Source organism: Azonexus sp. MM2026_4 (assembly GCF_055901855.1).
On record NZ_CM148380.1, the window covers coordinates 2,432,978 to 2,452,350 of the forward strand.

The 19,373-nt window shown below is 66.8% G+C and carries 20 protein-coding genes; 7 read left to right on the top strand and 13 right to left on the bottom strand.

Going from position 1 to position 19,373, the window contains the following annotated elements; translation table 11 throughout:
• Positions 1–2: 2 nt before the first annotated feature.
• Positions 3–1,595 carry a bifunctional phosphoribosylaminoimidazolecarboxamide formyltransferase/IMP cyclohydrolase gene (gene purH / locus AC0KWY_RS11475; protein WP_474025626.1) on the top strand — a complete coding sequence of 531 codons (1,593 nt, stop codon included), beginning with the start codon at positions 3–5 and terminating at the stop codon, positions 1,593–1,595.
• Positions 1,596–1,728: 133 nt separating this feature from the next.
• Positions 1,729–3,006: a phosphoribosylamine--glycine ligase gene (gene purD / locus AC0KWY_RS11480; RefSeq protein WP_474025627.1), complete on the top strand. Its 1,278-nt coding sequence runs from the start codon at positions 1,729–1,731 to the stop codon at positions 3,004–3,006.
• A gap of 55 nt (positions 3,007–3,061) precedes the next feature.
• Here the strand turns inward: purD and AC0KWY_RS11485 are convergent, their stop codons facing one another.
• The 5 genes from AC0KWY_RS11485 to ftsY all read right to left on the bottom strand — a co-directional run bounded on the left by AC0KWY_RS11485 (position 3,062) and on the right by ftsY (position 7,459).
• Positions 3,062–3,316 (bottom strand): hypothetical protein, encoded by a 255-nt coding sequence (locus AC0KWY_RS11485; RefSeq protein ID WP_474025628.1) that lies wholly within the window; start codon positions 3,314–3,316, stop codon positions 3,062–3,064.
• Positions 3,297–4,367, bottom strand: coding sequence for an IS30 family transposase (locus AC0KWY_RS11490; protein ID WP_474025629.1), 1,071 nt, complete (start codon positions 4,365–4,367; stop codon positions 3,297–3,299). The genes AC0KWY_RS11485 and AC0KWY_RS11490 overlap by 20 nt, the downstream gene beginning before the upstream one ends.
• Positions 4,368–4,938: 571 nt before the next feature.
• A complete protein-coding gene (ftsX, locus tag AC0KWY_RS11495) occupies positions 4,939–5,838 on the bottom strand; it encodes a permease-like cell division protein FtsX (RefSeq protein WP_474025630.1) in 900 nt (299 codons plus the stop codon).
• Positions 5,835–6,485 carry a cell division ATP-binding protein FtsE gene (locus AC0KWY_RS11500; RefSeq protein WP_474025631.1) on the bottom strand — a complete coding sequence of 217 codons (651 nt, stop codon included), beginning with the start codon at positions 6,483–6,485 and terminating at the stop codon, positions 5,835–5,837. The genes ftsX and AC0KWY_RS11500 overlap by 4 nt, the downstream gene beginning before the upstream one ends.
• On the bottom strand, positions 6,482–7,459 hold the full coding sequence (gene ftsY / locus AC0KWY_RS11505) for a signal recognition particle-docking protein FtsY (RefSeq protein ID WP_474025632.1): 978 nt from the start codon (positions 7,457–7,459) through the stop codon (positions 6,482–6,484). Before ftsY ends, AC0KWY_RS11500 begins: the two co-directional genes overlap by 4 nt.
• A 108-nt stretch (positions 7,460–7,567) precedes the next feature.
• On the opposite strand from ftsY, the gene AC0KWY_RS11510 reads away from it, so the two are divergent.
• Genes AC0KWY_RS11510 through AC0KWY_RS11530 form a run of 5 tightly spaced genes read left to right on the top strand, consistent with a single transcriptional unit; the run spans position 7,568 to position 11,535 of the window.
• The gene (locus AC0KWY_RS11510) at positions 7,568–8,926 is read left to right on the top strand and encodes a M16 family metallopeptidase (protein ID WP_474025633.1); all 1,359 of its coding nucleotides are present in this window, start codon (positions 7,568–7,570) and stop codon (positions 8,924–8,926) included.
• Positions 8,927–8,937: 11 nt separating this feature from the next.
• Positions 8,938–10,227: a M16 family metallopeptidase gene (locus AC0KWY_RS11515; protein ID WP_474025634.1), complete on the top strand. Its 1,290-nt coding sequence runs from the start codon at positions 8,938–8,940 to the stop codon at positions 10,225–10,227.
• Positions 10,224–10,766 (top strand): 16S rRNA (guanine(966)-N(2))-methyltransferase RsmD, encoded by a 543-nt coding sequence (gene rsmD / locus AC0KWY_RS11520; RefSeq protein ID WP_474025635.1) that lies wholly within the window; start codon positions 10,224–10,226, stop codon positions 10,764–10,766. The genes AC0KWY_RS11515 and rsmD overlap by 4 nt, the downstream gene beginning before the upstream one ends.
• A 5-nt stretch (positions 10,767–10,771) precedes the next feature.
• Positions 10,772–11,257 carry a pantetheine-phosphate adenylyltransferase gene (gene coaD / locus AC0KWY_RS11525; protein ID WP_474029722.1) on the top strand — a complete coding sequence of 162 codons (486 nt, stop codon included), beginning with the start codon at positions 10,772–10,774 and terminating at the stop codon, positions 11,255–11,257.
• Between the two features lie 20 nt (positions 11,258–11,277).
• Complete coding sequence (locus AC0KWY_RS11530) at positions 11,278–11,535, top strand: YfhL family 4Fe-4S dicluster ferredoxin (protein WP_474025636.1); 258 nt, start codon at positions 11,278–11,280, stop codon at positions 11,533–11,535.
• 77 nt (positions 11,536–11,612) lie between these two features.
• Here AC0KWY_RS11530 and AC0KWY_RS11535 read toward each other — a convergent pair whose 3' ends face one another.
• The 8 genes from AC0KWY_RS11535 to AC0KWY_RS11570 all read right to left on the bottom strand — a co-directional run bounded on the left by AC0KWY_RS11535 (position 11,613) and on the right by AC0KWY_RS11570 (position 19,360).
• Positions 11,613–13,250, bottom strand: a complete 1,638-nt coding sequence (locus AC0KWY_RS11535; RefSeq protein WP_474025637.1) for a TadG family pilus assembly protein — start codon at positions 13,248–13,250, stop codon at positions 11,613–11,615.
• Between the two features lie 20 nt (positions 13,251–13,270).
• Positions 13,271–13,570 (bottom strand): DUF3613 domain-containing protein, encoded by a 300-nt coding sequence (locus tag AC0KWY_RS11540; RefSeq protein ID WP_474025638.1) that lies wholly within the window; start codon positions 13,568–13,570, stop codon positions 13,271–13,273.
• Entirely contained in the window at positions 13,557–14,219 is a 663-nt protein-coding gene (locus AC0KWY_RS11545) for a helix-turn-helix domain-containing protein (RefSeq protein ID WP_474025639.1), read from the bottom strand. The genes AC0KWY_RS11540 and AC0KWY_RS11545 overlap by 14 nt, the downstream gene beginning before the upstream one ends.
• 68 nt (positions 14,220–14,287) lie before the next feature.
• A complete protein-coding gene (locus AC0KWY_RS11550) occupies positions 14,288–15,007 on the bottom strand; it encodes a hypothetical protein (protein ID WP_474025640.1) in 720 nt (239 codons plus the stop codon).
• A complete protein-coding gene (locus AC0KWY_RS11555) occupies positions 15,004–15,957 on the bottom strand; it encodes a type II secretion system F family protein (protein WP_474025641.1) in 954 nt (317 codons plus the stop codon). Before AC0KWY_RS11555 ends, AC0KWY_RS11550 begins: the two co-directional genes overlap by 4 nt.
• Positions 15,958–15,959: 2 nt before the next feature.
• The gene (locus AC0KWY_RS11560) at positions 15,960–16,874 is read right to left on the bottom strand and encodes a type II secretion system F family protein (RefSeq protein WP_474025642.1); all 915 of its coding nucleotides are present in this window, start codon (positions 16,872–16,874) and stop codon (positions 15,960–15,962) included.
• On the bottom strand, positions 16,867–18,168 hold the full coding sequence (locus AC0KWY_RS11565) for a CpaF family protein (RefSeq protein ID WP_474025643.1): 1,302 nt from the start codon (positions 18,166–18,168) through the stop codon (positions 16,867–16,869). Before AC0KWY_RS11565 ends, AC0KWY_RS11560 begins: the two co-directional genes overlap by 8 nt.
• Before the next feature lie 4 nt (positions 18,169–18,172).
• Positions 18,173–19,360 (bottom strand): CpaE/TadZ family protein, encoded by a 1,188-nt coding sequence (locus AC0KWY_RS11570; protein WP_474025644.1) that lies wholly within the window; start codon positions 19,358–19,360, stop codon positions 18,173–18,175.
• Positions 19,361–19,373: the final 13 nt, after the last annotated feature.

The window sequence follows — 19,373 nt, forward strand, 5'->3', positions numbered from 1 at the left end:
CCATGACCATCAAGCAAGCGCTGATTTCCGTCTCCGACAAGACGGGTGTACTCGAATTCGCCCAGGGCCTCGCCGCGCAAGGCGTCAAGCTGCTGTCCACCGGCGGCACCGCCAAGATGCTGCGCGACGCCGGCCTCGCCGTCACCGAAATCGGCGACTACACGGGCTTCCCGGAAATGCTCGACGGCCGCGTCAAGACCCTGCACCCGAAGGTGCATGGCGGCATCCTCGCCCGTCGCGACCTGCCGGAACACCTGGCGACCATCGAGGAACACGGCATTCCGACCATCGACCTGGTCTGCGTGAACCTCTACCCGTTCGCCGCCACCATCGCCAAGGCCGGCGTGACGCTGGCCGACGCCATCGAGAACATCGACATCGGCGGCCCGGCCATGGTCCGTTCCTCGGCCAAGAACTACGCCGGCGTGGCCATCGTCACCGACCCGACCGACTACCAGCCGCTGCTCGACGAAATGCAGGCCAACGGCGGCGCCCTTCAACTCGGCACCCGCTTCAATCTGGCCAAGAAGGCGTTCACCCACACCGCCCGCTACGACAGCATGATCGCCAACTGGCTGACCGGCCTCGACGAAGGCGCCGAAGCCCAACCGGAAGCCGCCGCGCCGATCCCGGCCGTGTTCCCGGCCAAGCTGCAACTGGCCTTCGACCGCGTCGAAACCCTGCGTTACGGTGAAAACTCGCACCAGTCCGCTGCCTTCTACCGCGACACCAGCGCGCTGCCGGGCAGCATCGCCAATTACACCCAGTTGCAGGGCAAGGAACTGTCCTACAACAACATCGCCGACTCGGATGCTGCCTGGGAATGCGTCAAGGCCTTCGAAGCCCCGGCCTGCGTCATCATCAAGCACGCCAACCCGTGCGGCGTGGCGGTCGACAGCCAGTTGCTGCGCGCCTACGAAAAGGCCTTCCTCACCGATTCGACCTCGGCCTTCGGCGGCATCATCGCCTTCAACGGCGAAGTCGGCATCGACATCGTTGAAGCCATGAACCAGCGCAAGCACTTCGTCGAAGTGCTGATCGCCCCGTCCTTCACCGCCGAAGCCAAGGCGGCGCTGGCCGCCAAGCAGAACCTGCGCGTACTCGTCGTACCGCTCGGCCGCGACCTCAACAAGCTGGAACTGAAGCGCGTCGGCGGCGGCCTGCTGGTGCAGACCGCGGACGACTTCACCGCCCAGGTCAAGGATCTGAAGGTAGTCACCAAGGTCCAGCCGACCCTGCTGCAAATCGAAGACCTGCTCTTCGCCGAGCGCGTCGCCAAGTTCGTCAAGTCCAACGCCATCGTCTTCTGCGGTGGCGGCATGACGCTCGGCGTCGGCGCCGGCCAGATGAGCCGCGTCGATTCGACCAAGATCGCCTGCATCAAGGCGCAGAACGCTGGCCTCGAACTCAAGGGCTCGGTGGTCGCTTCGGACGCCTTCTTCCCGTTCCGCGACGGCCTCGACGTCCTCGCCGAAGCCGGCGCCAAGGCCGTCATCCAGCCGGGCGGTTCGATGCGCGACGAGGAAGTCATCGCGGCGGCCGACGAACACGGCATCGCCATGGTATTCACCGGCGCCCGCCACTTCCGCCATTAATTTCGTTCCCGGTACGCCCGTGACTTTGTCAACTTCGCCTTGCCGTGCTGATAGCACTGTCTGCGGCTCGTCTTCGCGTCACGAGCGCCCCGTGAACGAAATCACGCCTCTGGTATAACAAGGAAAAATCCCCATGAAACTCCTCGTCATCGGTTCCGGCGGCCGCGAGCACGCCATGGCCTGGAAGCTGGCGCAGACGCCTGGCCTGCAGAAGGTTTACGTCGCGCCCGGCAACGCCGGCACGGCGCGCGAGCATGAACTGGAGAACGTGAATATCACCGATCCGGCAGCCCTCGCCGATTTCGCCGAGCAGAACAAGATCCACCTCACGCTGGTCGGCCCCGAGGCACCGCTGGCGGCCGGCGTGGTCGACGTCTTCCGCGCCCGCGGCTTGAAGATCTTCGGCCCGACCAAGGCGGCGGCCCAGCTCGAATCCTCCAAGGATTTCGCCAAGCGTTTCATGGCCCGCCACAACATCCCGACCGCCGGCTTCGAGACCTTCTCCGACGTCGCCGCTGCCCACGCCTATGTGGACAAGCAGGGCGCCCCGATCGTCATCAAGGCCGACGGCCTGGCCGCCGGCAAGGGCGTCGTCGTCGCCATGAGCCTCGAAGAGGCGCACGCCGCCATCGACGACATGCTCTCCGGCAACAAGCTCGGCGATGCCGGCGCCCGCGTCGTCATCGAGGATTTCCTCGACGGCGAGGAAGCCAGCTTCATCGTCATGGTCGACGGCAAAAACGTCCTCGCGCTGGCCTCCAGCCAGGACCACAAGCGCATCTTCGACGGCGACCAGGGCCCGAACACCGGCGGCATGGGCGCCTATTCGCCTGCCCCCTGCGTGACGCCGGAAGTGCACGCCAAGGCGATGCGCGAAATCATCCTGCCGACGGTGCGCGGCATGCTCGCCGACGGCATCCCCTTCACCGGCTTCCTCTACGCCGGCCTGATGATCGGCAAGGACGGCTCGGTCAAGACGCTGGAATTCAACTGCCGCATGGGCGACCCGGAAACCCAGCCGATCCTGATGCGCCTGAAGTCCGACTTCGTCAAACTGCTCGAACACGCCATCGACGGCAAGCTCGACCAGATCGAGGCCGATTGGGACCGCCGCGTCGCGCTGGGCGTCGTTCTCGCCGCCGCCAACTACCCGGAAACGCCGAAGAAGGGCGACGTCATCATCGGCCTGCCCAAGGGCAACAGCTTCGGTGACGACTGCCACGTCTTCCACGCCGGCACCGCCGACCAGGACGGCCAGGTCGTCACCAGCGGCGGGCGCGTGCTGTGCGTCACCGCGCTCGGCGAAAATGTCAGGCTCGCCCAGAAAGCCGCCTACGAAGCCGCCGCCCAGATCAGCTGGGACGGCCTGCAATACCGCAAGGACATCGGCCACCGCGCGATCAGCCGCTGAACGCGTCAGCCGTCAGCAAACCGGCATCGGGGCTGCTGCCCGGATGCCGGTTTTTTTATTCGCTTTGCGGGTATTGGCTTTTCTGAAGAGCTGTTTTCCGCTGTTGGCCGGCGGGCTGCCTTGGTTTCTGACGCGCCGTTTTCCGCGCCTGATGCGCGGGCGTGTTCGGTTGCTCAAACGCGAGCCTTCCCTTTGCTTCGGCGAAGGCTTTGGATATTGATACGCCGTTTTCCGCCGCTGACCGGCGGGCGTACTTTCTTTTTTGTGGAAAAAAGAAAGTAGCGGCGGTTTCAAAGACCGAGTGCAACATTTGGAATCAGCCCTGCTTTGTCCATGAAGATGTTATCGAAGAACACCTCGGCGGGAGAGCGCCACCCCAGGGTTTTTCTCGGCCGCATATTGAGTTCCCAGGCCATGTGATCGAGTTCGCGCTGGGAGTGGACACTCAGGTCAGTGCCCTTCGGCAAATATTGGCGCAGCAAACCATTGGTGTGCTCATTGATGCCACGTTGCCACGGGCTGTGAGGATCACAAAAGTAAATTTTCAGGCCGGTGTTCTCGGCCAGCTTCTTGTGCAGCGCCATCTCCTTGCCTTGGTCATAGGTGAGGGTCTGTCGGATCTCAGGCGGCAGCCCGCTGAAGGCCTGCGTGAATCCGTTGAGCGCATCGATCGCCGTACTGCCGTCGAGCTTGACCAGCATGGCAAACAGCGACTTGCGGCACACCAGGGTGCCGACAGCCGAAGCGTTGGCCTTGCCCTTGATCAGGTCGCCCTCCCAGTGGCCAGGCAGCAAGCGGTCGCTGGCCTCGGGCGGGCGTACGTGGATGCTCAGCATGTCCTGCAGCGATCCCCGCCGATCTTTGCCTCGCGTGCGAGGCTTGCGTGCGCCTCGCCCCTGGCGCAGCAGGACGACCAGTTCGCGGCGAAGATCGCCCTTGGGCATGGCATAGATCGCGGTGTAGATGGTTTCGTGGGAGGCTTGCAATTGGGGCTGCTCAGGGTGGCGTTGCTTGAGTTTGGCAGCAATCTGCTCGGGCGAGAGCTTGCGTTCCAGCAACGCCCTGACCTCGGCCCACAAGGCGCCTTGGCGGTGGAGCTTGCGCACCGGCCAGGCCGCACGTCGCACCCGCCGGGCTCGCTTGCCGGCGCGGTTTGCATCGTAGCCGCCAGCCACTCGGGGGCGTCCCATGACGCATTGCTCCTCTTCGCTCTGGTAGCCGTTGCGGCGAAGTTCTCTCGTGATGGTGCTGGGCGATCTGCCAAGCACCTTGGCTATCGCCCGCGCACTACTGGCCTGCTCCTTCATCGCCATTACCACGCCGCGTTCTTCCGCACTCAATTGTTGATACGTTCTCGTCATGCAACTCCTCCGGTTATGAAGTGTTGCACTTGGGATTTGAAACCGCCAGCCAAAGAAAAAGCCACCCCCAGGTCGGCGCCGGGCTGCGCCCGGTCCCTTGCGCTACTCGGCGCGCCGGGCGGCTGCGGAACTCGGCCCTGCGGGCCTCAGACAGTCCTCGCCGACTTCCCCCGGCACACCTGCGTTGCTCAGCGCCTCTCAGGGGGGCCCCGAAAACCAGCGGCTCACGAAAACTGGCGGTTGAAAAATCCGCAGTGCTTCCAGCAACGTTTGGTTTTCCGGGCCCCTTGGGAGGCGCCGAGCAACGCAGGCGTTGGCGGATAAAGGGCGAGCACTGTCTGAGGGGCAAAGCCCCGAGTTGCGCAGCCCCCGCCAACGACGAGTAGCGCAGGGCACCCGCGCAGCGGGCGCCGACCTAGGGTCGCCTTCTTCTTTGGCTACTTTCTTCTTGGCGAAACAAGAAGAAAGTACGCCCGCCGGTCAACGGCGGAAAACAGCGCTTCAGAAAACCACAACGCCAACGAGTCAGAAAGCGGAACGCAGCAGTTCAGAACCCTGAACGCCAAAAACCTCAGTCAAACGTCCGCAGCGACAAACTCACCGAAAGCTGCGCCCCGACCCACCCCAGCACCGCCCCGACCCCGGCCAGGGCGCCGATTTCGGCGAGCGTCGGGGCGTGCAGCGCGAAGCTGGCGCCGTAGAGGGCGGCGAGTTCGCCGACCGGGCCGGCGAGCAGGCGCAGGGCGCCGATGACGAGACCGGCGGCGAGCAGGCCGCCGAGGGCGCCCTGCAGGGCGCCGAAGTAGTAGAAGGGACGGCGGATGAAGGAGTCGGTGGCGCCGATCATGCGCGCCACTTCGATTTCCGCCGCCTGGGCCATGACCTGCAGGCGGATGGTGTTGAAGGTGACAGCGATCAGACCGGCGCCGAAGAGGCCGGCGAGGAGCAGCAGAGCCAGCTTGCCGAGGCGCAGGAAGGCGTCGAAACGCTTGATCCAGGCGGCGTCGAGCTGGACGTGGGCAACCCTGGGCCAGTCGGCGAATTCGGCGCGCAGGGCTTCCAGGGTTTCCGGCGAGGTGTCGCGCGGCTCGACAATGAAGGCGTCGGGCAACGGGTTGCGCGGCAGGCTGGCGACGATTTCCGCCATGTCGCCGTTTTCCTTGAGCCGACGCAGGGCTTCGTCGCGCGGCACGAAGGTGGTGCGGACGCCTGGCTGGGCGCGCAGACGCTGCTCGATCTCGGCGACTTCGGCCTTGCTGGCGCCGACTTCCATGAAGACGCTGACCTGCTGCACGGCGGTGGCGTCGCGACCGAGGTCGCGCAGGCTGTCGAGGGCAACATAGCCGAAGGCGGGCAGGGTCAGGGCGATGCCGATGGCGAGCAGCGACAGCAGGGTGTTGAGCGGTGCCGCGAAGAGGCGGCGGAGGGCCCGCCCGAAAGCGGCGCGATGCTGCGACAGCCAGCGTCTCATACGACTCTCCCGTGATCGAGGCGCAAGGCGTTGTCGCCGCAGTGTTCGACCCAGGCCTGGTCGTGGGTGGCGACGACGACGGTGACGCCGACGCGATGGAAGTCGGCGAACAGGTCGCGGATGTCCTGCGCCGACTCGCGGTCGAGGTTGGCGGTGGGTTCGTCGGCGAGCAGCACGGTCGGCCGGTTGACGACGGCGCGGGCGATCGCCAGACGCTGCTGTTCGCCGCCGGAGAGGGCGATCGGGTGGGCTTTCTCGCGCGCCAGCAGGCCGACCTTGTCGAGCGCCGCCTGGGCCCGGCGCACCGCCTCGCGGTGCGGCAGGCCGGCGATCTGCAGCGGCAGCAGTACGTTGTCGAGGGCGCTGCGGTCGAAGAGCAGCTTCTGGTCCTGGAAGATCAGGCCGAAGTGGCGGCGCACGTAGGGAATCGCGCTGCGGCGCAGGGCCGACAGGTTCTGCCCGTTGACCACGAGGCTGCCGGAGGTCGGCCGTTCGATCGAGGCGATCAGCTTGACCAGCGTCGTCTTGCCGGCGCCGGAGTGGCCGGTGATCAGCACCAGTTCGCCGGCGCGGATCTCGAAGCTGACGCCGTGCAGCGCTTCGAAGCCGCCGGCGTAGCGCTTGGTCAGTTGGCTGGCGACGATCATTGGTCGAACAGGGCATCCACGAAATCGCGCGCCGAGAAGGGGCGCAGGTCGTCGATCTGCTCGCCGACGCCGATGAAGCGGATCGGCTTCGGGCACTGCCGGGCGATCGCCGCGACGACGCCGCCCTTGGCGGTGCCGTCGAGCTTGGTCAGGACGAGGCCGGTGACGTTGACCGCCTTGTCGAAGGCCCTGACCTGCTGCAGCGCGTTCTGGCCGATGTTGGCGTCGAGCACGAGCAGGGTTTCGTGCGGGCCTTCCGGCTCGACCTTCTGGATGACGCGGCGGACCTTGGCGATCTCGTCCATCAGGTGCAGTTGCGTCGGCAGGCGGCCGGCGGTATCGGCCAGCACGACGTCGATGCCGCGGGCACGGGCCGCCGACACGGCGTCGAAGATGACCGCCGCCGGGTCGCCGGATTCCTGGGCGATCACCGTCACGTTGTTGCGTTCGCCCCAAGTCTGCAGTTGTTCGCGGGCGGCGGCGCGGAAGGTGTCGCCGGCGGCGAGCAGCACGCTCTTGCCCTGGGTCTGGAAATACTTGGCCAGCTTGCCGATCGAGGTCGTCTTGCCGGCACCATTGACCCCCGCGATCATGATCACGTAGGGTTTGTGGGTACTCACATCGAGCGGCTGCTCGAGCGGCGCGAGGGTGGCGTACAGGGCATCGGCCAGTGCCCGCTGGATCGCCTCGGGCGTTTCCAGCTTGTCGCGCTTGGCCGCCTTCTTCAGTTCGTCGAGCAGGTGGGTGGTCGCCTCGATGCCGACATCGGAAGTCAGCAGCAGGGTTTCGAGTTCTTCGAGCAGTTCGTCGTCGACCTTGCCGCGCGCGAAGATCGACTTGAGCTTGCCGCCCCACTGGGCGCGGGTCCGGGCCAGGCCCTTGAACAGGCGTTCGCGCCACGAGGGAGCGGCCGCAACCTCGGCCGGCACGGCGGTCTTGGCGTCGGGCGCGGATTTTTTCAGGAAACTGAACATGGGTGTTAAGGTCTCAGGCCTTGCTGACAGGCGGACAGTCAGCCGTTAAGATGCCGTCCGGATCGATGCAGAAACAGCGCTGAATTCTAGCAGAAAGCCCCCCTCCCCATGACCCTGCGACACCTCATCCCATTTTTGCTTGCCCCCTGGCTGCTCGGCACGGCGCTGGCCAATCCCTACGAAACGACGCTCGCCAACGGCCTGCGCGTGATCGTCAAGGAAGACCGGCGGGCGCCGACCGCGGTGCACATGGTCTGGTACCGGATCGGCAGCATGGACGAGGTTGACGGCCAGTCCGGCGTCGCCCACGCGCTCGAGCACATGATGTTCAAGGGCACGCCGAGCGTCGGCCCGGGCGAGTTCAACCGCCTGGTGGCGGCCGCCGGTGGTCGTGACAACGCTTTCACCAGCCGCGACTACACGGCCTACTTCCAGCAAATCCCGAAGGAGAAGCTGGGCGAGATGATGCAGCTGGAAGCCGACCGCATGCGCCACCTCAACGTCGATCCCAAGGAATTCGAGCAGGAAATCAAGGTCATCATGGAAGAGCGCCGCATGCGCACCGACGACGACCCGGACGCCAAGCTGTTCGAGCAGATGAACGCCGCCGCCTTCCTCGCCCACCCCTACCGGCGGCCGATCATCGGCTGGATGGACGACCTCCAGAACATGACCGCGGCCAGCCTGAAGGCCTGGTACGACACCTGGTACGTGCCGAACAACGCCTACGTCGTGGTCAGCGGCGACGTCGACCACCAGGCGGTGTTCGAACTCGCCCGCCAGCATTACGGCGCGCTCGAGGCGCGGCCGCTGCCGGCGCGACGCGGCATCGTCGAACCGCGCCAGGAAGGCGCGCGGCGGATCACGGTCAAGGCGCCGGCCGAACTGCCGTCTCTGATCCTCGCCTACAAGGCGCCGATCCTGCGTGACCCGAAGAACGACCGCGACCCCTACGCGCTGGAAATCCTCACCGCCATCCTCAACGGCCACGACGCCGCCCGCTTCAACAAGAAGCTGGTGCGCGAAGACAAGGTCGCGCTGTCGGCCGGCGTCGGCTACGACAGCACGGCGCGCGGCCCGGGACTGATCTTCCTCTACGGCACGCCGTCGGAAGGGCGCAGCGTCGCCGAGCTGGAAGCCGCGCTGCGCGCCGAGATCGACCGCATCCGCCAGGAAGGCGTCAGCGAAGCCGAACTGAAACGGACGCGCGCCCAGTTGATCGCCGGCCAGGTGTACAAGCTCGATTCGATGTTTGGCCAGGCGATGGAAATCGGCCAGACCGAAGCCGTCGGCCTGCCGTGGAAGGACGTGGAGACGATGCGCGAGCGCCTGCAGAAGGTCAGTGCCGCCGACGTGCAGGCAGTGGCGAAGAAGTATTTCGACGACGACGCGCTGACCGTCGGCGTTCTCGACCCGCAAGCCCTGGACGGCAAGCCGCGCCGTCCGGCCGTCGCCACCCGTCACTGATGAAGCCCGCCATGAAACGACTGCTCACCGCCGCCTTCACCCTGATCGTCGCCGCCACCGCGCAGGCCGGCGTGACCATCGAACAATGGACCACCGGCAACGGCACCCGGGTCAATTTCGTCGCCGCGCCGACCCTGCCGATGCTCGACGTGCAGGTCGATTTCGCCGCCGGCTCGATGTTCGATCCCGCTGGCAAATCCGGGCTGGCCGCGCTGACCCGCGGCGTGCTCGACCTCGGCGCCGGCGCCCGCGACGAAACGGCGATCGCCGAGCAGCTCGCCGACCTCGGCGCCCAGCTCAGCGGCAGCGCCGACACCGACCGCGCCAGCGTCGCGCTGCGCACCCTGACCGCCAAGGACAAGCTCGCCCCGGCGCTGGCCGTGCTGCGCGACGTGCTGCGCAGCCCGCACTTCGACCCGGCGATCTTCGAACGCGAGAAGGCGCGCACCATCGCCGGCCTCAAGGACGCCATGACGCGCCCCGACAGCATTGCCGGCAAGGCCTTCTGGGAGGCGCTCTACCCCGGCCACCCCTACGGCCGCCAGGCATCGCCGGAAAGCATCGCGACGCTCGGCCGCGACGATGTCGTCGCCTTCCACGGCCGCCTGTACAACGCCGCCAACGCGCAGATCTCGCTGGTCGGCCAGCTGACCCGCAAGCAGGCGGAAGCGATTGCCGAACAGTTGAGCGCCGCCCTGCCCGCCGGCGCCCCGGCCGAACTGCCGCCGCCACCGGCGCCGGCCAGCGCCGCCGTCAGCGCGATCGGCCACCCGGCCAGCCAGGCGCACATCTACCTCGGCCTGCCGGCGATCGAACGCGGCCACCCGGATTATTTCCCGCTGCTCGTCGGCAACTACACGCTCGGCGGCGGCGGCTTCGTCTCCCGGCTGGTCAAGGAAGTGCGCGACAAGCGCGGCTTCGCCTACAGCGTCTACAGCTACTTCGCGCCGCTGCGCCAGGCCGGCCCCTTCCAGATCGGCCTGCAGACGCAGCGCAAGCAGGCGCGCGAGGCGATCCGCGTCGTCCGCGGCGTCCTCGACGAATTCGTCGCCCAGGGCCCGAGCGAGGAAGAACTGGCCGCCGCCAAGGCCAACCTCAGCGGCAGTTTCCCGCTGCGCCTGGACAGCAACGCCAAGCTGCTCGCCAACGTCGCCGCCATCGGCTTCTACGGCCTGCCGGCGGATTATCTCGACCGCTACCGGGAGAAGGTCGAAGCGGTCACCGCCGCCGAGGTCAAGGCCGCCTTCGCCCGCCACGTCGTACCGGGCAAGCTGGTCACCGTGACGGTGGCGGCGGATTGAACAGCGTCCGCATCGTCGGCGGCGAACTGCGCCGCCGCGTCCTGCGCTTTCCCGACAGCGAGGGCCTGCGGCCGACGCCGGACCGCGTGCGCGAGACGCTGTTCAACTGGCTCGGCCAGGAACTCGACGGCTGGCACTGCCTCGACCTCTTCGCCGGCAGCGGCGCCCTCGGCTTCGAGGCAGCGTCGCGCGGCGCCGCCCGCGTCGTGATGATCGAGAAGGCGCCGCGCGTCCTCGCCGCGTTGCAGGAAAACCACGCCCTGCTCGGCAAGCCGCCGGCGATCGAGCTGCGCCGCGGCGATGCGCTACAATACCTCGCCTCGACCAAGGCCAGCTTCGACCTCGTTTTTCTCGATCCGCCCTATCACCAGGGCTGGCTGGAAAAACTGGCGCCGAAACTGGACGGCATCCTCAAGCAGGATGGCGCGCTGTACGCCGAGGCGGAACATCAGATCGAATCGCTAGGCGAGTGGCGCACGGTGCGCCACGGCAAGGCGGGCGGTGTCCATTACCACTTGTTGCGGCGAGCGACGGATTGAACAAACTGAACCACCGCGTAGCAATCTACCCCGGCACCTTCGACCCGATCACGCGCGGCCACGAAGACCTCGTGCGCCGTGCCGCGACGCTGTTCGACAAGCTGATCCTGGCGATCGCCGAAAGCCCGGCCAAGCAGCCGCGCTTCACGCTGGCCGACCGCGTCGAGATGGCGCACGAGGTGGTCGGCGACCTGCCCAACATCGAGATCGTCGGCTTCAACACGCTGCTCATGAGCTTCGTCCACGAGCGCGAGGCGAAAGTCATCGTGCGCGGCCTGCGCGCGGTGTCCGACTTCGAATACGAATTTCAGATGGCCGGAATGAACCGCAGCCTCTATCCCGAGGTCGAAACGGTATTCCTCACCCCCGGCGAGCAATACATGTTCATTTCCGCAACGATGGTAAGGGAAATTGCGCGACTGGGCGGTGATGTAGGAAAATTCGTCCATCCATCGGTAGAAAAGCGCCTGCGGGCAACAACCACTGCTTAAACGAGAGAGGAACAACTGACATGTCCCTGATTATTACGGACGAGTGCATCAACTGCGACGTGTGCGAACCGGAATGCCCGAACGAAGCGATTTCCCAGGGTGACGAGATCTACGTCATCGATCCGGGCAAGTGCACCGAGTGCGTCGGTCACTACGACGAGCCGCAGTGCGTGCAGGTCTGCCCGGTCGATTGCATCCCCAAGGACCCGGCCCACGAGGAAACCGAGGACCAGCTCTGGACCAAGTACGAGAAGCTGACCGGCAATCCCCGCCACTGAGCGAATGCGGCGCCGACCCGGCGCCCGCTGCGAAACGCCCGCTGTTGCAGCGGGCGTTTTCTTTTGTGGCCGGCGGCTCAGCGCACCAGTTGCGGAGCGCCGCAGGAAAGGTCGAAGGTGGTGACGTCGGCGATGCCGATCTGGATGCCGAGCAGCGACAGAACCGGCGCGATCAGGCTGTCGAGCAGCGCGAAGACCGGCGCCAGCAGCGTCACCAGCGCTTCAACCACCTCGCCCAGGCCGAGCTTGATGCCGAGCAGCTCGACGTCGAGCACCGCCCCCATGCCGGAAAGCAGGATCTCGCCCAGCCCGGCCGTCGTCAGCCCGTGGATGCGCTGCGTGTTGCTGCCGTCGAACGGGCCGGTGAATTCGAGGTCGCCGCTGGCGCCGGGCAGGTCGACCTGCAGCCGCGCCGTCGCCTTGACCAGGCCGAGCACGTTGAGGATGGTCGCCGGCGTCACCGTCGCCGCCACCGAGCGGTTGGTCATCGCGTCGGGATTGACGTTGCCGACGTAGGCGCGCACCGCGCTCGACGCGGCGCCGACCTGGACGATGCTGGCATCGCGCGGATAGCGGCAGTCGATGTCCTTGAGCCAGGCCTCGCCGGCGCCGATTTCCAGGTAGAGCGGCAGGCGCACCAGACCGCCGAGCAGTTCGCCGACCAACAGGTCGAGCTTGAGCCGCCATTGCGCGGTATGCACCGAGGTCCGCCAGTTGCCGCTGGCGTCCTGGCCGGCCGGGCCGATGGCGATGCCCGGCGATTCGATCATGGTCAGCGCGGCGTCGAGCTTGACCAGCCCCGGCAGGTTGATGCCGAGCACCGGGATGTCGATGAAATGTTCGCGGTTGGCTACCTGCGCCGCCAGCGTCACCAGTTGCATCAGGTTGATCTTGGCTTCCGCCGCCTGGTTGCCGGGCGCCAGGTTGACGTTGATGAGGTCGGCGAGCTTCAGGTTGAGATTGCCGTCGGCACGCAGCGCCAGCAGGTCGAGCGTCTGCACGACGGTGGCGTCGAGGCCGAGGATGCTCGAGCGCTCGAGCGCGCGCGCCGAGAGTTCGAGCAGTTCGCCGACGGTCAGGTCGAGCTTGAGCAGTTCCTCGACGGTGCCGACCGAGCCGACCACCTTGACCAGGTCGAGCAGGCGGATCGAGGTATTGACCAGCCCCTGGTAGGCGATCGCCGACAGGTTGAGCGAGGTGTTGAGCAGCTTGCCGAGCAGCGCGTTGAGCAGCACCGATTTCTCGGTATCGACATCGAGCAGCGAAGTGCCGACCGACAGCGCGGCGATGTCGTTGCGCATGGCGACGGCGCTGGCCGTCACCTGCCGGCTGCCGAGCATGAAGAAATACGGCTGCTGCGTCGTCACCGTCACCTGCACCGCGTTGAACTCGGCGGCGCTGCCGCCCGGCGTGAATTCGCGGGCATCGACGTCGTAGTGGCCGAGTACCGTACCGAGCGTGTTCTGCTGGTCACCGGGGACCGGGAAATGGTTGAGACCGGCGGCGTCGAGGGCGATCGCCTGCGCCGCGGCCAGGTTGTTGACCGCCGACAGGGCGGCGGTGTCGGCCACTGTCTGCAGTTCGCGGCGGGTATTGAAGAGGCTGCCGAGATCGACCGCCAGCAGGGCGGCACCGATCACCATCGACAGCGCCACGGCAGCCATGACGCTGACTGCGCCGCGCTGGGCGCGCGCTGCCCGGGGCAGTGCTCTCATCGGAAGTCTCCGCTGCCGGTTCAGCGGGCGTTGCCGACCGCGGCGGCAGTCGCCGGCTGGTCGATCTGGCCGACCGTGGTCGGCTTCTTGAAGCTGTCGAGGTAACGCTGGTAGTTGCGGCTGGCGACCTCGCCCTGCACCGGTTGCAACTGGCCGGCGGCCAGCCCGGAACGCTGCAGGTCGAGCAAGGCTTCGGTGGTGGCGCCGATGGCGATCTTCGCCGGCTCGGCGGCCGGCGCCGGGGCGACCTCGTCGGCGGCGAAGGCCGGCGACAGCAGCAGCCCGAGGGTGATGGCGGACAGCGTTCTAGGGTATTGCATTGCGTCTCTCCTTGAGCGCCCGATGCGCCAGGCAGGCCTTGACGTAGCCCTGCAGCAGTTCGAACGAAAGGGGTTTGGAAAAAACCGTGATTTCCGGCGACAGGCCACCGCGCGCTTCGATGTCGTCCGGCTCCATGCCGCTGACGACGACGACGTTGAGGCCGCTGAGCACCGGGTCGGCGCGCAGCACCTTGATGATCTCGAAACCGTCCACGCCGGAGATGCGCAGGTCGGTGATCAGCAGGTCGGGCGGCCGGCGGCCGATTTCGACCAGGGCCTCGAAGACGCTGCTGACGAAGATGAAGCGGACCGGCAGCTTCCAGGCCGGCAGGGTCAGCCGGTAGAGCTGCAGCATGTCCTCGTCGTCCTCGAGCACCAGCACCGAAAACTCGCCGCTGTCGTTGGCTGCCGGATCGGCCGCCGGCGCGTCGGCCACCGCGTTGCCGCCCATGCGCTCCTTGATCAGCGCCTGCACCGAACTGAGCGGCAGACGGCGATGGCCGCCATCGGTCTTCCAGGCCTTGAGGACGCCGGCTTCGACCCAGAGTTGCACGGTGCGCAACGAGACGTGCAGCATTTCGGCCGCCTCGCGGGTGGTGCAGAAGACTTCCGTGCCTTCGGGACTATTGAGTTTTCGCTGTTTATTCATTTTGTCTCGATTACCGTGATCGATCGGTTGGAATTGGGGCTAAAACGCCAGGGGTTTCAATATTAGCGTCATTTCACCATTTCCACGCGACCGCTGTCGGTAAGCGGCTTGCCGGGCTCGGCAGCGCCCCGGCCCATGCGCATGGCATCGTTGCGCACCGAAGCGCGCTGGGCTTCGGTAAAGCCCTGTTTCTCCATCAGTTGTTCGGCGCGCTCGGTCTGCCCTTCGAGCAGCAGGTAGAGCGCCAGGTTGGCGGCGACCTGGCGGTTCTCCGGCGCCAGTTCGGACGCCTTGAACAGGTTCAGCCGGGCGGCGGCGCGCTCGCCGCGCAGCAGTTGCAGGTAGCCGAGGTCGTTGAGGATGCGCGCATCGATCGGCGCCAGCCGGACCGCCTCGCGCAGCGACGCGGAAGCCTGCGCCAGATCGCCCTCGGCGGCGGCGATCAGGCCGAGGCCGTGATGGGCGCCGGCCGACGTCTCCTGCTCCAGCAGGCGCCGGTAGCAGTCGCGGGCCTGGCCGTAGTCGCCGGTCTGGCGCAACGCGTCGGCGCGCAGCAGGAGCGCCCGACGGTCCTTCGGCCAGCGCTGCTCGAACAGGTCGAGGTGGGCGAGCGAGGCGTAATAGAGCCGCTTCTCCTGCATGCCGGCGATCAGTTCAAGGTAGAAATCGGGGTTGTTCTCGTCGCGCCGCGTTTCCAGCGCCGTTTCCGCAGTCGTCGCCGCGCTCTGGGCGTAAGCCGGCGCCGCCAGCAGGCAGGCGAGACAGAGCAGCCAGCGCAAGTTTTTCATGCCATGCCTCCGAGGGCCTTGATCACCGAAACGAAACCCGGCCCGGCGGTGACGATGATCAGCGCCGGCAGCAGGAAGAGGACCATGACGATGACCATGCGCGTCGCCAGCTTGCCGACGTATTCCTGCATCTGGAAGCGCTTGCGTTCGGTCAGGCGCAGCGAGAACTGACGCAGCGGCTCCTGCACCGCGGCGCCGTAGTAATCGGTGTGGCAGATCAAGGCGACCAGTTCGCTGAGGTCATCGACGTCGAGCTGGCGGGCCATCAGTTGCAGCGCGTCGCCGCGCGAGCGGCCGCTGCGGATCGACAGGCTGACCGCCGCCAGCTCGTTCGACAGCACCGGCAGGCCAAGCCTGGAATCGCCGGCGAACAGCGTGATCGCCTGCTCGAAGCTGATGCCGACGCTGTGCATCATGCGCAGGAAATCGACGAACACCGGCAACTCCTCGGCCAGCATCGTCATCCGCCGGTGCGCCAGGTAGCGCAGCAGGTAGCGCGAACCGAGGAAGACCAGGATGGCCAGCGCCACGCCGCGCAGGCCATCCTGCAGGCTGCCGGCGAGCAGCGCGTAGCCGCCGAAACCGACCAGCACGGCGAGCAGCGTCAGCCAGCGCAGGCTCTGCAAGAAGACCAGCGCGTGCAGGCCGCGATAACCGGCCTGGATCAGCAACCGGCGGTCTTCCGAATCGGCCTCGCTGCCGGCGGCGCCGGGCAGGCGTCCGGAGAAGAGGAGGAGCAGCTTCTCGGCGAAGCTCAGTTCCTCGGCCTCGCGGATCGCCTCGCTGCCTTCGCCGGCCGGCGCCAGCATCTGGTCGAGACGGGCGAAGCGGCGCTGGCGCAGGATCTTGCGCTGGGCGGCGAGGAACAGGCCATAGACCAGCCCGCCGACACCGAGGACGGCAAGGGCGACGCTGGCGGCGACCAGCCAGGGCAGGAGGGCGGCGTCCATGCTCAATCGATCCTCGCCATGCGGAACAGCAGCGCCATCCCGGCAATCTGCATGGCCAGCGCGCCGAGCAGGATCTTGCGGCCGAGCGGGTCCATCCACATGCCGAGCAGGTAGCCCGGGTTGGAAGCCAAGGTCATGATCGCCACGACCACCGGCAGGGCGCTCAGGATCCACGCGCTGGCGCGGGTTTCGGCGGTCATCGCCTTGAGTTCCTGCTGGCTGCGGCGGCGCTCGCGCATCGTCGTCGACAGCCGTTCGAGCACGGCGTGCGCGTTGCCGCCGTAACGGATGCCGAGGTGGAAGACGGAAGCGACGAAACCGAGTTCTCGGATCGCGTAGACATCGGCCACCTGCATCATCGCGTCTTCCAGCGACTGGCCGGCGCGGGTGCGCAGCAGCACCTGCTGGGTGATGGTCAGCAGCGGGTCGTCGCACTCCTCGCTGGCGTTGCGGAACGCCAGTTCAAGGCTGCAGCCGACGCTGAGAATGCGCGACACGCTTTCCAGAAAGACCGGCAACTGGTCGACCACCTGCTGCCGATAGACAGCGATCCGCCACTGGACGAAGCTCCACAGCAGGCAGGGGTAAACGACGACGATGCCGGCCAGCGCGTAGGCAAAACCGAACAGCAGTTCGGCGAACAGGAAGAGAACGGCCCCCGGTGCCAGCAGCGCGCCATAGACCAGCGGGGTTTCCGGCAGGCCGGCGCGCTGCAGGTAGCGCTCGAACCACGACGGAATCCAGCCGCTCGCCGCTGCCGGTGCCTTGCCGTCGAACGGCGCCTCGTGGCGGGCCAGCACTTCGCTCATGCGCCGCCCGCTGCCCGGCGCCCGGCGCAAGGCGCCGCCGAGGAAGACGAAGGCGGCGGCCAGCAGGCAGAAGCTGGCGGCGAGCACGAGCCAGACCAGTTCAGGCACCGTTGCCTCCCGGCCGGCCCGGGAAGGCGGCGTAGCGTTTCAATTTCTGCGACTGCGGCTTGCAGCCGGTGACGAAGCTGCCGTCGCGGCCATTGACCGAGGGTTCGAAACGGAACAGTTCCTGCATGGCGACGACTTCGTCCTGCATGCCGGTCAGTTCGCTGATCGACATCACCCGACGGGCGCCGCTCGGCAGGCGGGCGAGCTGGACGATCAGGTCGATGGCGCCGACGATCTGCCGCCGCAGGTTGAATTCGCTGCCCTGCCAGCCGCCGAAGTGGAGCAGCATTTCCAGGCGGTGCAGGCATTCGCGCGGCGAATTGGTGTGGATCGTCGACATCGAGCCGTCGTGGCCGGTATTCATCGCCTGCAGCATCTCGACCGCTTCGCCGCCGCGCACCTCGCCGACGATGATGCGGTCCGGGCGCATGCGCAGGCTGTTGCGCAAGAGGTCGCGCGGCGTCACTTCGGCGACGTTCTCCAGGCCGCCGGGGCGCGATTCGAGGCGGACGACGTGCTCGTGCAGCAACTGCAGTTCGGCGGCGTCCTCGATGGTGATCACCCGCTCGCCCTCGCGGATGTACTGGGCCAGCATGTTGAGGAAGGAAGTCTTGCCGGAGCCGGTACCGCCGCTGATCAGGATGTTGCAGCGCATCTCGGCGGCGTGCGCCAGGAAGTCGAGCATTTCCTGGTTGAGCGTGCCGTAGGCGAGCATGTCGGAAGCCTGCAGCGGCTTGCTGCGGAACTTGCGGATCGACACCACCGGACCGTTCAGCGACACCGGCGGGATGATCACGTTGAGCCGGCCGCCGTTGGGCAGGCGGGCGTCGACCATCGGGCTGCCTTCGTCGACGCGGCGACCGAGCGGCGCGATCATGCGCTGGACGATGCGCATCAGGTGGCGGTTGTCGATGAAGCGGACGCGGCTCTTCTGGAGCAGGCCGTTCTTCTCGATGAAAACTTCCTTGTAGCCGTTGACCAGGATGTCGGCGACGGCGTCGTCGTTCATCAGTTCCTGCAGCGGGCCGAGGCCGGTCAACTCGTCGTTCAGTTCCTTGACGATGACCTGGATGTCGGCGACGTTGAGCGGCACCCGGTTGGCGGCGACGAAATCTTCGACTTCCTGGGCAACGAAGCGCTGCGTGACGTGCGGCGCCCAGGTCGCGAAATCGACGCCGAGTTCCTCGATGCGCTCGACCAGGCGCTGGTGCACCACTGCCTTGATGTCCTGGAATTCGTCGGACTGGCGGAAATCTCCGCGCGGGTCGCTGCCGAGGGCGAAATCGAAATCCATGCCGTCAGCCTCCGATCAATCCCTGCAGCCGCCGCCGCCAGCCGCCGCCGCTCGGCATGGCGGCCGCCGTGCCGCCGCTCTCGCGGGCGGCGAGATCGCGCAGCACGTTGACGTAGGGATCGTTCGGCGCCAGTTCGTAGAGCAGCTTGCCCTGGTTGGCGCAGGCGATCAGCCGCTCGTTGCGCTGCGGCAGGTCGGCCACCCAGTGCAGTTGCAGGTGCTGGGCGAGCTGCGCCGAACTCATCTCGATGCGCGTGTCGTACTTGCCGGTGAGCAGGCCGATGCGTTCGGTCTCGACGCCGCGCTCGCGGAAATTGGCCAGCATCTGGCGCGCCGAGAACACCGACGGGATGCTCTGTTCGCTGATCAGCAGGGTACGGTCGCTGACGCCGAGCGCGTAGAGCAGCAGGTCGGTGCCGGCGAAACCGCCGAGATCGACGACCACCACCTTGAAGTAGGACTTGAGCAGGCTGAGCAGGGTCATCGCATCGACCGGCGAGACGTCGCGCAGCTCGGCCAGGTTCTGCGGCAGCGAGAGCAGCGAGAGGCCGCTCTTGTGGTGGGCGAAGGCCGAGTTGAGCAGGGCGTGGTCGAAACGGCGCAGGCTGCGCACGGCGTCGCAGAAGTTGAAATTGACCTTGGTGTCGAGGTAGAGCGCCGCATCGGCGGCCGGGAAGCCGAAATCGAGCAGCAGCACCGGCTCGCCGGGCATCACTTCCTTCTTCAGCAGCAACGCCAGATGCACCGCGGCCGTCGAGGTGCCGACCCCGGGCCGGGCGCCGAGCAGGCTGATCATCGTCCCACTCGATTGCGCCGGCAGTTGCGGCGACTGGGCGAGCACCTGGCGCAGCGAGCGGCAGATGATTTCCGGTGCCGACTGCAGCTCGACGAAGTCGCGGGCGCCGGCGCGCATCGCCTCGATGATCAGGCTGTTGTCGGCGCGCTGCGCGAAGCCGATGATCCACAGGCGCGGATAGACCGACAGCAGCTTGCCGACGAGATCGGCGGCCTGCGCCAGCCGGTCCTCGGCGAATTCGACGAAGACCACGTTGGTCCCCATCGAACCGACCAGCTGGACCAGGACGTCGCTGTTCCAGTGCAGCCAGACCGACACCCCCTGGCTCTGTATGGCTTCGCTGAGCGCGTTGAAATGACCTTCATGCTCGGTGACCACGATGAAGCGTTGTTCCATGCCTGTTCTCCGT

Coding starts and splice junctions, on each gene's coding strand:
- purH (WP_474025626.1), top strand. CDS start 3: ATGACCATCAAGCAAGCGCTGATTTCCGTCTCCGACAAGACGGGTGTA.
- purD (WP_474025627.1), top strand. CDS start 1,729: ATGAAACTCCTCGTCATCGGTTCCGGCGGCCGCGAGCACGCCATGGCC.
- AC0KWY_RS11485 (WP_474025628.1), bottom strand. CDS start 3,316: ATGTTGCACTCGGTCTTTGAAACCGCCGCTACTTTCTTTTTTCCACAA.
- AC0KWY_RS11490 (WP_474025629.1), bottom strand. CDS start 4,367: ATGACGAGAACGTATCAACAATTGAGTGCGGAAGAACGCGGCGTGGTA.
- ftsX (WP_474025630.1), bottom strand. CDS start 5,838: ATGAGACGCTGGCTGTCGCAGCATCGCGCCGCTTTCGGGCGGGCCCTC.
- AC0KWY_RS11500 (WP_474025631.1), bottom strand. CDS start 6,485: ATGATCGTCGCCAGCCAACTGACCAAGCGCTACGCCGGCGGCTTCGAA.
- ftsY (WP_474025632.1), bottom strand. CDS start 7,459: ATGTTCAGTTTCCTGAAAAAATCCGCGCCCGACGCCAAGACCGCCGTG.
- AC0KWY_RS11510 (WP_474025633.1), top strand. CDS start 7,568: ATGACCCTGCGACACCTCATCCCATTTTTGCTTGCCCCCTGGCTGCTC.
- AC0KWY_RS11515 (WP_474025634.1), top strand. CDS start 8,938: ATGAAACGACTGCTCACCGCCGCCTTCACCCTGATCGTCGCCGCCACC.
- AC0KWY_RS11530 (WP_474025636.1), top strand. CDS start 11,278: ATGTCCCTGATTATTACGGACGAGTGCATCAACTGCGACGTGTGCGAA.
- AC0KWY_RS11535 (WP_474025637.1), bottom strand. CDS start 13,250: ATGAGAGCACTGCCCCGGGCAGCGCGCGCCCAGCGCGGCGCAGTCAGC.
- AC0KWY_RS11540 (WP_474025638.1), bottom strand. CDS start 13,570: ATGCAATACCCTAGAACGCTGTCCGCCATCACCCTCGGGCTGCTGCTG.
- AC0KWY_RS11545 (WP_474025639.1), bottom strand. CDS start 14,219: ATGAATAAACAGCGAAAACTCAATAGTCCCGAAGGCACGGAAGTCTTC.
- AC0KWY_RS11550 (WP_474025640.1), bottom strand. CDS start 15,007: ATGAAAAACTTGCGCTGGCTGCTCTGTCTCGCCTGCCTGCTGGCGGCG.
- AC0KWY_RS11555 (WP_474025641.1), bottom strand. CDS start 15,957: ATGGACGCCGCCCTCCTGCCCTGGCTGGTCGCCGCCAGCGTCGCCCTT.
- AC0KWY_RS11565 (WP_474025643.1), bottom strand. CDS start 18,168: ATGGATTTCGATTTCGCCCTCGGCAGCGACCCGCGCGGAGATTTCCGC.
- AC0KWY_RS11570 (WP_474025644.1), bottom strand. CDS start 19,360: ATGGAACAACGCTTCATCGTGGTCACCGAGCATGAAGGTCATTTCAAC.